Origin of the sequence: Pseudomonas sp. B8(2017) (assembly GCF_002113575.1) — a bacterium.
Taxonomy (GTDB): domain Bacteria; phylum Pseudomonadota; class Gammaproteobacteria; order Pseudomonadales; family Pseudomonadaceae; genus Aquipseudomonas; species Aquipseudomonas putida_Z.
The window spans coordinates 42,913-55,341 of the sequence record NZ_NEIO01000005.1; the positions used below are offsets into that span (position 1 = coordinate 42,913).

14 protein-coding genes are annotated in these 12,429 nt (G+C 63.4%); 7 read left to right on the forward strand and 7 right to left on the reverse strand.

The window, feature by feature from the left end; translation table 11 throughout:
- Positions 1-73 precede the first annotated feature (73 nt).
- Positions 74-592 carry an acyloxyacyl hydrolase gene (locus CAG22_RS09835; RefSeq protein ID WP_025337686.1) on the forward strand — a complete coding sequence of 173 codons (519 nt, stop codon included), beginning with the start codon at positions 74-76 and terminating at the stop codon, positions 590-592.
- 300 nt (positions 593-892) lie between these two features.
- On the opposite strand, the gene CAG22_RS09840 is transcribed toward CAG22_RS09835, so the two are convergent.
- The 5 genes from CAG22_RS09840 to CAG22_RS09860 all read right to left on the reverse strand — a co-directional run bounded on the left by CAG22_RS09840 (position 893) and on the right by CAG22_RS09860 (position 5,968).
- Positions 893-1,594 carry an SDR family oxidoreductase gene (locus CAG22_RS09840; protein ID WP_085587336.1) on the reverse strand — a complete coding sequence of 234 codons (702 nt, stop codon included), beginning with the start codon at positions 1,592-1,594 and terminating at the stop codon, positions 893-895.
- Positions 1,591-3,033 carry a deoxyribodipyrimidine photo-lyase gene (gene phrB / locus CAG22_RS09845; RefSeq protein ID WP_085705392.1) on the reverse strand — a complete coding sequence of 481 codons (1,443 nt, stop codon included), beginning with the start codon at positions 3,031-3,033 and terminating at the stop codon, positions 1,591-1,593. The genes CAG22_RS09840 and phrB overlap by 4 nt, the downstream gene beginning before the upstream one ends.
- A complete protein-coding gene (locus CAG22_RS09850; RefSeq protein WP_085587340.1) occupies positions 3,024-3,923 on the reverse strand; it encodes a MerR family transcriptional regulator in 900 nt (299 codons plus the stop codon). Before CAG22_RS09850 ends, phrB begins: the two co-directional genes overlap by 10 nt.
- Positions 3,913-4,881: a DUF523 and DUF1722 domain-containing protein gene (locus CAG22_RS09855; RefSeq protein WP_085705396.1), complete on the reverse strand. Its 969-nt coding sequence runs from the start codon at positions 4,879-4,881 to the stop codon at positions 3,913-3,915. Before CAG22_RS09855 ends, CAG22_RS09850 begins: the two co-directional genes overlap by 11 nt.
- A gap of 100 nt (positions 4,882-4,981) precedes the next feature.
- A complete protein-coding gene (locus CAG22_RS09860) occupies positions 4,982-5,968 on the reverse strand; it encodes an NAD(P)/FAD-dependent oxidoreductase (protein WP_025337691.1) in 987 nt (328 codons plus the stop codon).
- Positions 5,969-6,155: 187 nt separating this feature from the next.
- Here CAG22_RS09860 and CAG22_RS09865 point away from each other — a divergent pair, with 187 nt between their 5' ends.
- A complete protein-coding gene (locus tag CAG22_RS09865) occupies positions 6,156-7,061 on the forward strand; it encodes a TIGR01777 family oxidoreductase (protein WP_085705397.1) in 906 nt (301 codons plus the stop codon).
- A gap of 13 nt (positions 7,062-7,074) precedes the next feature.
- Positions 7,075-8,088 carry a ferrochelatase gene (gene hemH, locus CAG22_RS09870; protein WP_085705403.1) on the forward strand — a complete coding sequence of 338 codons (1,014 nt, stop codon included), beginning with the start codon at positions 7,075-7,077 and terminating at the stop codon, positions 8,086-8,088.
- A 132-nt stretch (positions 8,089-8,220) separates the two neighbouring features.
- On the opposite strand, the gene CAG22_RS09875 is transcribed toward hemH, so the two are convergent.
- Positions 8,221-9,495: a uracil-xanthine permease family protein gene (locus CAG22_RS09875; RefSeq protein WP_085587350.1), complete on the reverse strand. Its 1,275-nt coding sequence runs from the start codon at positions 9,493-9,495 to the stop codon at positions 8,221-8,223.
- Between the two features lie 2 nt (positions 9,496-9,497).
- A complete protein-coding gene (gene upp, locus CAG22_RS09880; protein WP_011532223.1) occupies positions 9,498-10,136 on the reverse strand; it encodes a uracil phosphoribosyltransferase in 639 nt (212 codons plus the stop codon).
- A 161-nt stretch (positions 10,137-10,297) separates the two neighbouring features.
- Between upp and CAG22_RS09885 the strand changes: the two genes are divergently transcribed.
- The 4 genes from CAG22_RS09885 to CAG22_RS09900 all read left to right on the forward strand — a co-directional run bounded on the left by CAG22_RS09885 (position 10,298) and on the right by CAG22_RS09900 (position 12,348).
- Positions 10,298-10,855 (forward strand): hypoxanthine-guanine phosphoribosyltransferase, encoded by a 558-nt coding sequence (locus CAG22_RS09885; protein ID WP_003256346.1) that lies wholly within the window; start codon positions 10,298-10,300, stop codon positions 10,853-10,855.
- Between the two features lie 2 nt (positions 10,856-10,857).
- Positions 10,858-11,331 carry a WbuC family cupin fold metalloprotein gene (locus tag CAG22_RS09890; protein WP_025337695.1) on the forward strand — a complete coding sequence of 158 codons (474 nt, stop codon included), beginning with the start codon at positions 10,858-10,860 and terminating at the stop codon, positions 11,329-11,331.
- Between the two features lie 187 nt (positions 11,332-11,518).
- Positions 11,519-11,989, forward strand: a complete 471-nt coding sequence (locus CAG22_RS09895) for a hypothetical protein (RefSeq protein ID WP_025337696.1) — start codon at positions 11,519-11,521, stop codon at positions 11,987-11,989.
- Positions 11,990-12,057: 68 nt separating this feature from the next.
- Complete coding sequence (locus CAG22_RS09900) at positions 12,058-12,348, forward strand: PA4642 family protein (RefSeq protein WP_015268954.1); 291 nt, start codon at positions 12,058-12,060, stop codon at positions 12,346-12,348.
- Positions 12,349-12,429: the final 81 nt, after the last annotated feature.

Genomic DNA, 12,429 nt, shown 5'->3' on the forward strand with positions numbered 1-12,429 from the left:
GTACCACTGCCGTTTTCTATCGCTTTGCCTGACATGAGGCGGATACCAATAACAGCAAAGAAGGATGTTGCTCATGAAGAAGCTGCTTGGCTTGGCGGCGGCTGCCGTCTTCACCCTGGGGCACTCACTGGCGGCGCAGGCTGCCGACGTTTCGTTTTCGGTGGGGCAGACCGGTGACTCGACCATGGTCTATCGGTTGGGGCTGCAATCGAATTGGGATGCGAGCTGGTGGCAGACCAGCGTCGGGCGCCTGACGGGGTACTGGGATGGGGCCTACACCTATTGGGATGGTGACGAGACCGCGAGCAACCATAGCCTGTCGTTCGCGCCGGTGTTCGTCTACGAGTTTGCCGGGGAGTCGGTGAAGCCTTATATAGAGGCGGGGATTGGCGTGGCGGCATTCTCCAGCACCGAGCTGGAAGACAACGAGCTGGGCTCGGCATTCCAGTTCGAGGACCGTATCGGCTTTGGATTGCGCTTTGCCGGTGGGCATGAGATTGGCGTGCGGGCGATTCACTATTCCAACGCAGGCATCAAGCAGCCCAACGATGGGGTGGAGAGCTATAGCCTGCATTACCGCATGGCGCTCTGAGCTCTCCTGTGCCGGCCTTTTCGCGGGTGAACCCGCTCCCACAGGGGGCTTACATAGCTTGAGATCTATGAGGTACCTGGAGGAGCAACTGTCTTGCTCCATTACTCAGGCTACCTCATCACCTTGTAGGAGCAGCCTTGTGCTGCGAAGAAGCCATTGCTGCAGAAGAACATCTGCTGCCCTACTGCCCTCTTCGCAGCACAAGGCTGCTCCTACAGGTTATGCGCATGACTTCAAGCCGATGCGGTCGAGGTGGGAGCCGGCTTGCCGGCGATAGGGCCGGAACGGTCACCACATCGATTACTTGAGTGGCAAAGGCCACAGGCTAGTCAGATCCAAAGCCTCCAGCACAAGCTCGGGCTCCCTCTGCGGCCACCGCCGCAGCAGCTCTTCTGCCGCATTCTGCGGCGTCCACGCCTCCGGTATCGCCTGCGCCGGTGTCACAGGTGTCTTCAGCGACTGCGGCCCCACCACGGTCAGCTCGACCCCCTGCGCCTTCAACGCCTGACGCTGCTCGCGCATCCACTGCGGCATGTTGTTCCAGCCCGCAGGCGCCTGCGTCGGTGCATGCAACTGCAGCGCCGAATAACGGTTGAACACCGCCATCACCTGGGGTGAGTCACCCTTCGCCAGCAAAGGTAGCGCTTTGGCCAGGCAATGCTCGCCGGCCAACTGGTTGTCAGTGACGATCGCCTCGAACAACTCGCTGTCCGCCACATCGTCCGCCAGGTAGTCGCTGGTACCGGCATTGATGATCAAACCGTCCAGCGCGCACCAGGCATGGCATATCTGCTGGCTGGCCTGGGCCGCCTGGTGTTCTTCGTGCAACTGCCACGGCAAGCGCAACAGCTGGCTGCCATAGCGTGCAGCCAAGGCATCCAGTGCCTCGCCATGCCTGCCGCTTGCAGCTACCCGGTGTCCTTGCTCGAGTAACCCTTCCACTAACGCCAGGCCAAGTCCATTGCCTGCTCCCGTCACCCAGATACTGCGTGCGTTGTTCAAGATGCTGCCCTCTGATCCTGCCGGCGCGGGAGGTTCTTGAATGCCTCCAGTGCGCGCTGACGACTGCTGTCGAGATCGACAATTGGACTGTGATAGGAATATCTAGCAAAAAGATCGGCCGACTTCACGGGGAAATGAATGGCTTTTTCATCCAGCCCCTGCAATTCCGGCAGCCAGTGCCGAATGAAACGCCCCTGCGGGTCGAAACGCTGCGACTGCGAAACCGGGTTGAAGATGCGGAAATAGGGCACTGCGTCGGTGCCAGTGGACGCGCTCCACTGCCAGCCACCGTTGTTGGCGGCCAGGTCGCCGTCTATCAGGTGGCGCATGAAATGCCGCTCGCCCTTGCGCCAGTCGATCAACAGGTTCTTGCTGAGGAACATGGCCACGATCATGCGCAGGCGGTTGTGCATCCACCCGGTATCCAGCAGTTGGCGCATGGCGGCGTCGATAATCGGGAAGCCGGTCCGGCCCTGTTCCCAGGCTTCGAGGTCGGCCGGTGCATCGCGCCAGGGCAGGGCTTCGGTCTGGGCGCGGAAGGCGCGGTGACGCGAGACCTGTGGATAACCGGTCAGGATGTGTTTGTAGAATTCGCGCCAGAGCAGCTCGTTGATCCAGGTTTGCACGCCGCTGCTGCCGCTGTCGAACTCGCCGCGGTTGCTGGCCAGGGCGCCGTGCAGGCACTGGCGCGGTGAAATCACGCCTGCGGCCAGGTAGGCCGAGAGCTGGCTGGTGCCGGGCTTGGCAGGCAAGTCGCGCAGCTGTTGGTAGTCGTCGATGGTTTCGTCGAGAAAACGGGTCAGCCGCGCCTGCGCTTCGGCTTCGCCGGCCGGCCAGTGGTCGCGCAGTGTTTGCGCGGGTTTTTCGAAGCCGTCCACGTGCTGGGGGATCGGGTCGCTGCTGACCTGCAGCGGTGCCTGGCGTTTCACCCGCTGGGCCAGGGCGGGGAGGCCGCGGTGCAGGTGCTCCAGGCAGTTCTTCTTGAACTGGCTGAACACCTGGAAGTAGTCGCCGCTGCGGGTAAGGATGGTGCCTGGGCGGAACAACAGCTGGTCGAGGTGGCTGTGGGCCTGGATGGACGACTTTTCCAGCAGCGCGCGGGTGGCGTCGTCGCGACGTTGCTCGTTGATGCCGTACTCCTCGTTCCAGTGCACGCTTTGCACCTGATGCTGGCGGCAGACATCGAGTACGGCCTGTGGCGCCTGGTCCCAGGTGTCGATCCTGCGGATCAGCAGGGGGATGTTCAGGCGCTCCAGCGCCTGGCGCAGGTCGCGCAGGTTGCGCAGCCAGAAGTCGACTTTGCAGGCGGCGTCGTCGTGGGCCAGCCATTGCCCGGGGCTGACCAGCCACAGGGCGAGGGCCGGGCCGCGTTCGCTGGCGGTGCTGAGCGCGGTGTTGTCATCGATGCGCAGGTCGCTGCGCAGCCAGGTCAGGTGCATGGTGCGGTCATCTCTCCAGGCTGGCGGTCATGGGCTTGCAGCAAACGCAATGCCGCCTGAGGGGTATCGAACAGGGCAAGGTTGGGCAGCCTGAGGGCACGCAGCCGGGCTTCGTGCAGCGCCAGCATCGGCCCGCCGGCCAGGGTCGGTACGGGCAGGTTGGACAGGGTGCGTTGCAGCGCCTTGTCATCGATGCGTGGCCCCAGGTGCAGCAGCACGGCGCGCGGCTTGAGCATGGTTACGGCGCGTTGCAGGTGCGCGCCGGCAATGGTGTGCTCCAGTACTTCGACCGGCAGGCCGTTGCTGGTGAACAGCCAGGCGCACAACCACAAACCGGGGCTGAAGGTGTGTTCGCTGTGTTCGGTCAGCAAGATGGCAGGGCCTTGCAGCAACTGGTTGTCGTGGTAGACCCGGGCGCCCAGCTTGCTGCGCAGCCAGCTGTGGAAAAACACCTGCTCCAGCCGTGCATTGAAATAGTTGCGCCAGCGCAGGTCGAGGAGGTCGAGCAGCGGCAATAGCAATTGCTCGCACAGGGTGACAGCCGGGTAAAGGGCCATCGCCTGGTTGAGCTGCTGGTCGAGGGCGCGCTGCGACAGCGTGGCGATGGCCTCGACCAGTTGGAACTGCCGGGCTTGCCAGTCGCCTTTCGGTGGCGTGCTGGCCGGTTTGTCGAGCAGCTCGCGTACCTGGCCGACGGAGGCGCCGCGTTGCAGCCAGGCGAGGATCGCCTCGACGCGTTCGACCTGCTCCAGCGGATACAGGCGATGGCCCTTGGCGGTACGCTGGGGCTTGAGCAGGCCATAGCGGCGCTCCCAGGCGCGCAGGGTGACGGGATTGACGCCCGTGCGGCGAGCCAGCTCGCCGATGGGCAACAGGATTTCAGACGCCATTGCGCAGGCCCAGGCGCTCGGGGTGCGGCTGCAGGTAGGCCTGCTGCTGCAGATACGGGTCGGGGTGCTTGCGCAAATGGTGCTTGAGCAGGGTCAGCGGCACTACCAGCGGTACCACGCCTTGGTGGTATTGGCCGATGATGGCTTGCAGCTCGGCTTTGTCCTGCTGTGTGAGGGTGTCCTTGAAGTAGCCGCTCAGATGCTGCAGCACGTTGCAATGAGTGCCACGGCTGGCACAGCGACGCAGGGCCTGCATCAGCTGGCTGAAATAGCGCGGGCCGATGCTTTGCGGGTCATCGTCCTTGCTCATGTTGCCGAGCAGGCGCCCGAGGCTGCGGTAGGCCTGCGGGTTGTTGGCCATCAGCAGGTACTTGTAGCGCGAGTGGAACCGCACCAAGGCGCCACGGCTCAGGCCTTCGGCCAGCAGGCGCTGCCAGTCGGCATAGGCGTACACACGGCTGATGAAGTTCTCGCGCAGCACAGGGTCGTGCAGGCGGCCTTCTTCTTCCACCGGCAGGTCCGGGCGCCGTGCGCAGAACGCCTGGGCATACACGCCCCGCCCACCGTGGAAGGCCGGGTGGCCATTGTCCTGGTACACCTTGACCCGCTCCAGGCCACAGGAAGGCGATTTCTGCATGAAGATGTAGCCGCAGATATCGTCGAGTTCGGCTGCCATTTGCTCGCCGTAGCTGCGCAGCGGGCCGGTAAGGTCCATGCCGGGGTTGCGGGTGCCTACCACTTCCGGCTGCTCGGGGTTGCCGACCAGTCGGATCGGGTCGCGCGGCACGCCCAGGCCGATGGCCACCTCCGGGCACACCGGCAACCAGTCGAAATGTTCCTCGAGTTGCATACGGCACAGGTCGGAGGCCTTGTGGCCGCCGTTATAGCGCACGCTGTGCCCGGTCAGGCAGGCGCTGATGGCGATACGCGGCTTGCTGTGGGCAAATGAGTCGTGCATGTGCTGCCTCCCAAAACCTGTACGAGACTAAAAAGTTGTACAGGTTCATTCCAGCACAGCCCGGAAGTTATGCAAACCAGTTTTTTTGTATAACCCTACATCACTCGAGGTGTTCGAGCAGCCGACGCGCCGCTTCCTGGCCACTGAGCCAGGCGCCTTCGACACGGCCGGACAGGCACCAGTCACCGCAGGCGTACAAACCTTGGTCAGCATCGGCCAGCGCGCCCCATTCATGGTTGCTGCTCGGGCGGGCATAAAGCCAGCGGTGGGCCAAGGCAAAAGTAGGTGCCGGCACCACGCAGCCGACCAGTTCGGCGAACTCGCCCCACAGCTGTTCGATCACTTCTTCCTTGGGCAGGTCGATGTGTTGCCGGCTCCAGTCCGAGGTGGCGTGCAGTACCCAGGTGTCGAGCTGCTCGTCACGCCCGGGCTTGCTGCGGTTGCGCGCCAGCCAGTCGAGCGGGTTGTCCTGCACGAAGCAGCCTTGCATCGGGGTGTCCAGCGGGGTCTGGAAGGCCAGGGCGACGGCCCAGGTGGGCTCCATCTGCACACCGGCGGCCACGGCAGCGAGCTTCGGGGTCGCGGCCAGCAGCGGCGTGGCCTGTGGCGCCGGCACGGCGATCACCACGCGGCTGTAGGGGCCGTGGCTGCAGCCTTCGGTGTCCTGCAGGTGCCAGTACTGCTTGCCGCGGAACACTTCGGCGATGCGGCAACCGAAGTTGACCGTCACGTCCTTGAGCAGGCCGCGGGTGATTGCACTCATGCGCGGCACGCCCACCCAGCGCGTCTGCTCGTCGGGTGAAGGGGTGAGTTCGCCATCGCGGTAATTGTACAGCTGTGGCTTCCATTGCTCGGCCCAACCAGCGGCAACCCACTGCTGTACCTGCTCGACAAAGCGCCGGTCACGGGCGGTGAAATACTGGGCGCCGAGGTCCAGCGCGCCAGCTTCGCTGCGCTTGCTGGCCATGCGACCGCCACTGCCGTGGCCCTTGTCGAACAAATGCACGGATTGCCCGGCCTTCTGCAAGGCCTGGGCGGCTGACAGACCGGCGATACCGGCCCCGATGATGGCAATAGGTACTGTCATGATGGCCTCTTCAAACCTTGCTGTAAGCAGACTACGCTGTCAGGCAAACCTGTACAATGCTCAAATGTTGTATAAGGTTATTCCGTGTTGGCAGGCAGGTTGGCCTATGTTTATCCGAGAGCGTCGGGTCAAAAAAGTGCCTTGATGTTAAAAATAGACCACCGCCGCATTCTGCGAGGACACAGCCATGCATATATTGCTGACAGGCGGCACCGGGTTGATTGGCAAGCACCTGTGCCAGTACTGGCTCGGCCAGGGTCATCGCTTGACGGTGTGGAGTCGGCGACCTGAACAGGTGCCGATAATTTGTGGGACCGGCGTGCGTGGCATTGCCCGCCTGGAGCAACTGGAGGCGGATGATCACCTGGACGCAGTGATCAATCTGGCCGGTGCGCCGATTGCCGATCGGCCCTGGACGGCGGCCCGGCGCAACCTGCTGTGGGCCAGCCGCGTCACCCTTACCGAGCAGTTGCTGGCTTGGCTGGGCAGCCGCGAGCAGCGCCCGGAAGTGCTGATCTCCGGCTCTGCGGTGGGCTGGTATGGAGACGGTGGCGAACGCGAGCTGACCGAGGCTTCACCGCCGGTGCGCGAAGATTTTGCCAGCCAGCTGTGCATTGCCTGGGAAGAGACAGCGCTGCGTTCCCAGGCCCAGGGCATTCGCGTGGTGCTGGTGCGTACCGGGTTGGTTCTGGCCAGTGATGGCGGCTTTTTGTCGCGCCTGCGCCTGCCCTTCAAACTGGGGCTGGGCGGGCCTTTGGGCGACGGGCGGCAGTGGATGCCTTGGGTCCATATAGAAGACCAGGTCGCCCTGATTGATTTTCTCTTGCAGCACAAGGATGCCAGCGGTCCTTATAATGCCTGCGCCCCGGAGCCGGTGCGCAACCGCGAGTTCGCCAGGCGCCTTGGCCGCACCTTGCACCGGCCGGCGCTGCTGCCAGTGCCGGCACTGCTGCTCAAGGCCGGGCTGGGTGAGCTGTCGACCCTGCTGCTCGGCGGCCAGCGCGCCCGCCCGGTACGCTTGCTGGCGGCAGGCTTCACTTTCCGCTTCAACGATTTGCAATCGGCCCTGGACAACCTGTCCAGCCGCCTCTGACATAGGACGCTGCATGACCGATCACGCCCTGCTGCTGGTCAACCTGGGTTCCCCGGCCTCCACCTCGGTGGCCGATGTGCGCCGCTACCTCAACCAGTTCCTCATGGACCCGTACGTGATCGACCTGCCCTGGCCGGTGCGGCGCCTGCTGGTGTCGCTGATCCTGGTCAAGCGCCCGGAGCAGTCGGCGCACGCCTATGGCTCGATCTGGTGGGAGGAAGGCTCGCCGCTGGTGGTGCTTACCCGTCGCTTGCAGGCGGCGATGGTCGAGCACTGGCCCCATGGCCCGGTGGAGATTGCCATGCGCTATGGCCAGCCGGCCTTGCCCGAGGTGCTGGAGCGCCTGGTGGCACAGGGGGTGCGCAAGGTGACCCTGGCGCCGCTGTACCCGCAGTTCGCTGACAGCACGGTGACCACTGTGGTGGAACTGGCCAGGCAGACGGTCAATGAACGCAATTTGCCGTTGCAACTTCGCGTGCTGCAGCCATTCTACGAGCACCCGGACTACATCGAGGCATTGGTCGCCAGCGCCCGGCCTTACCTGGAGCAGGATTACGATCACCTGTTGCTGAGCTTCCATGGCTTGCCGGAGCGCCACTTGAAGAAACTGGACCCTACCGGCAAGCATGACTTCCAGGCGGCCGATTGCTGCAAGGATGCCAGTGCCGACATGCGCGCGGTCTGCTACCGCGGGCAGTGCCTGGCAACGGCCAGGGCCTTTGCGCAGAAGATGGGCATACCCGATGGCAAATGGTCGGTGTCGTTCCAGTCACGACTGGGGCGGGCCAAGTGGATCGAACCCTATACCGAGGCGCGGCTGGACGAGCTGGCCAAGGCTGGAGTGAAGAAGCTGCTGGTAATGTGCCCGGCGTTCGTGGCCGATTGCATCGAGACCCTGGAAGAGATCGGCATGCGCGGGAGCGAGCAGTTTGTCGAGGCCGGCGGGCAGGAGCTGGTGCTGGTGCCTTGCCTGAATGATCACCCGGAGTGGGTGAAGGCGCTGGCGGGGATGTGCGAAAAGGCCTGACTTTCAGGTTGCCTGTACTGGCCCTATCGCCGGCAAGCCAGCTCCCACAGGTATTCCACAGTTCTCGAAATCTGTGGGGTACCTGTGGGAGCTGGCTTGCCGGCGATAGGGCCAGATCAGGCTAAAGCCGGATCAAGGCAACTGATCATCCAGCTTCTTGTGCTTCCAGCCATCATTGCCCGGCAAGATCAGGTTCAGGGCGATTGCCACGATGGCGCACAGGGCGATGCCCTTCAGGCCCCAGTCATCCGGGCCGTCACCGCTGCCGATCAGTACGCCGCCAATACCGAACACCAGGGTCACCGACACGATCACCAGGTTGCGCGCTTCGGCCAGGTCGATCTTGTGGCGGATCATGGTGTTCATGCCCACCGCCGCGATCGAACCGAACAGCAGGCACAGGATGCCACCCATCACCGGTACCGGGATGCTTTGCAGCAGTGCGCCGAACTTGCCGATGAAGGCCAGGGTGATGGCGAAGACCGCCGCCCAGGTCATGATCTTCGGGTTGTAGTTCTTGGTCAGCATCACCGCGCCGGTCACTTCGGCATAGGTGGTGTTGGGCGGGCCGCCGAACAGGCCGGCTGCGGTAGTGGCCAGGCCGTCGCCCAGCAGGGTGCGGTGCAGGCCGGGCTTCTTCAGGTAGTCGCGGCCAGTCACGCTGCCGACCGCGATCACCCCGCCGATGTGCTCGATCGCCGGTGCCAGGGCAACCGGGACGATGAACAGGATGGCCTGCCAGTTGAACGCTGGCGCGGTGAAGTTGGGCAGCTCCAGCCACGGTGCGGCGGCGATCTTGGCAGTGTCGACCACGCCAAAGGCGAACGACAGGGCAAAGCCTACGAACACGCCGGCAATGATCGGCACCAGACGGAAGATGCCCTTGCCGAACACGGCGACGATCAGCGTTGTCAGCAGGGCCGGCATCGAGATCATCATGGCGGTCTTGTAGGGCAGCAGCACGCTGCCGTCACCGGCCTTGCCCATCGCCATGTTGGCGGCGATCGGCGCCATGGCCAAGCCGATGGAGATGATCACCGGGCCGATCACCACCGGTGGCAGCATGCGGTCGATGAAACCGGTGCCTTTGATTTTCACCATCAGGCCCATGAAGGTGTACACGAAACCTGCGGCCATCACGCCGCCCATGGTCTCGGCCAGGCCGAACTGGCCCTTGGCGAGGATGATCGGGGTGATGAAGGCAAAGCTCGAGGCCAGGAACACGGGTACCTGGCGGCCGGTGACCAGCTGGAACAGCAGGGTGCCGATACCGGCGGTGAACAGCGCGACGTTCGGATCGAGGCCGGTGATCAGTGGCATCAGCACCAGCGCGCCAAATGCCACGAAGAGCATCTGCGCGCCCGAAACGACCTGGCGCCAGAGCGGGTCGTTGAAGCCGTCCTGCATGGTCAGGCGTCCTTTTGCTTGGTGCCGAAGATCTTGTCACCGGCATCGCCCAGGCCCGGCACGATGTAGCCGTGTTCGTTCAGGCGCTGGTCGATCGAGGCGGTGTAGATCTGCACGTCCGGGTGGGCTTTTTCCACCACTTCGATGCCTTCTGGCGCGGCGACCAGGACCATGGCGCGGATCTCTTTGCAGCCGGCCTTCTTCAGCAGGTCGATGGTGGCGACCATCGAACCGCCGGTGGCCAGCATCGGGTCGATGATCAGGGCCAGGCGCTGGTTGATGTCCGGCGCGAGCTTTTCCAGGTAGGTGTGGGCTTCGAGGGTTTCCTCGTTGCGGGCAACGCCGACGGCGCTGACCTTGGCACCCGGGATCAGGCTGAGCACGCCGTCGAGCATGCCGATGCCGGCACGCAGGATCGGCACCACGGTAATCTTCTTGCCGGCGATTTTTTCAACTTGCACCTTGCCGCACCAGCCATCGATCTCGTAGGTTTCGAGCGGCAGGTCCTGGGTGGCTTCGTAGGTCAGGAGCGCGCCGACTTCCTGGGCAAGTTCGCGAAAATTCTTGGTGCTGATATCGGCACGGCGCATCAGGCCGAGCTTGTGGCGGATCAGCGGATGGCGGATCTCACGAGTGGGCATAGGGGGGCTCCGAAAGGCGGGCAAAAAAACCGCGCTAGATTAATCTATTCAGCCTGTGCTGTCGTCTGGTCATTCTGGACGTTAGTCCATAAATGCTTGATCTGTGACGAGCGGATGCGTACCTTTGCCCGCTTTTCCAAAATGCACCCCCGGAGAGCGCCATGTCCGCCGATCTCGAGCATATCCGTCAAGTCATGCGTGAAGCTGACTGCCTGTACACCGAAGCCGAAGTCGAAGCGGCCATCGCCAAAGTCGGCGAGCAGATCTGCAAGGACCTGCACGACAAGAACCCGGTTGTGTTCTGCGTGATGAACGGCGGCCTGATCTTCTCCGGCAAACTGCTGACCCACCTGCAGTTCCCACTGGAAGCCAGCTACCTGCACGCCACCCGCTACCGCAACCAGACCAGCGGCGGCGAGCTGTTCTGGAAGGCCAAGCCCGAAGTGTCGTTCATCGACCGTGACGTACTGATCGTCGATGACATCCTCGACGAAGGCCACACCCTCAGCGCCATCATCGAGTTCTGCAAGCATGCCGGCGCGCGCTCGGTGCACACCGCGGTACTGATCGACAAGGACCATGACCGCAAGGCCAGCCCGGAGCTCAAGGCCAACTACGTGGGCCTGCCCTGCGTCGACCGCTACATCTTCGGTTATGGCATGGACTACAAAGGCTACTGGCGCAACGCCAACGGCATCTTCGCCGTAAAGGGGCTGTGATCATGCGCCAGCCTGCGTTCATCGACCAATCGTTGTTCGCCGGGCTGGCTGCACAGGCTGCCGCCAACCCACGCGGGCGGCAGCATCACAATTTCCATGAGATGGAAGAGCCTTGCCACCGCATGGCGGTCGGGCTGCAACCGAGCACCTACATCCCTCCGCATCGGCACCTCCGCGATGACAAAGCCGAAACGCTGGTCGTGCTTAAGGGTTGCCTGGGCCTGCTGCTCTTCGACGAGCAGGGGGCGGTGACCGACAAGCGAGTGCTGAAGGCGGGGGGTGATTGCCTGGGTGTGGACCTGGCACCTGGTATTTATCATGGGCTGGTGGTGCTGGAGCCGGACAGCATCATGTTCGAGTGCAAGGCCGGGCCGTATCGGCCGGTGGGTGAAGGCGAGCATGCGCACTGGGCTCCGCGCGAAGGTGAAGAAGGCGTGGCCGAGTACCAGGCCTGGATGCGCGCGCAGTTCGATTGATGTCAGGCCGGCGCACTCAACTGTAGGAGCGGCCTTGTGTCGCGATCGGGCTGCGCAGCAGCCCCTCGATTGAAGCTTCGCCACCAACATGGCCGGGGCCGCTTTGCGGCCCATCGCGACACAAGGCCGCTCCTACAAGAGCCTGTGCAGGCCGTGCTAGAGTGCTCCTTCATTCAAGGAGCCTCACATGCGTGCGTTTCTTCCCCTCCTGCTGGCGGTCAGCCTGCCACTCGCCGCCGCACCGCTGCACAGCCAGTTCCTGCCACCTGATGACCAGTCCCTGCGCCAGGAAGCGCCGACTGGCCAGCAATTGCTGCAAGTGACCGACTACTCGGTGGTAGTGGGTACCCAGCGCCAGTCCGACCAGCAGCCGATCCCGATCACCTCGTCGTTGCAGGTGCGCCTCAAGGGCAAGCCGCTGAGCAAGGGCGCGACCATAGCCCAGGTGCTGCTGACCTTTGACGGTGAAGCGGCCAAGAGCCTGAAGAAACCCGTATACGACGACAAAACCCGCACCCTGAGCCTGAATTACCCGCTCAGCGACTACCGCGTGATCATGGACCTGCTGCGTAACGAGACGCTGTATGTGCAGTTCCTCACGTACGGCAACGGCCACGTCTGGGCCGACCTGCACACCGGTACCGTACGTACGCGTTGAGGCGCCCGGCCTGCGGGGGGTACACTGCCGGCCTTCGAAATTTCGTGATGGTCCAGTTGGAGTCGGCAATGCGTAAAGACAAGAAACAGGTAATCGGTGACGAGATCAGCGACGACTACATCAAGTCGTTCCTTCAGTTCGAGCCGGCCGATGGCGTGACATCGCCGTCGCTGCACAAGCTGGTCAAGGCCTACCGCGGCCTGCGCATCGACGATTTCGAGCGTTTTGTCGGCTTCTTCGTCGAGGCTGGGCTGGACCTGGATGGCAAGGATGAGCACGGCAAGACCTTTGTCGAGCAGATTGCCGACCAGCGCAATGCGTCGGATTACATCGAGATCATCGCCAAGGCCCGTGGCTGATTTTTAACCTGTGACGGCCCTTTCGCGGGCACGCCCGCTCCCACAGGGATGGTGCACAGCCTGAGGGCGACGCCAAAACCT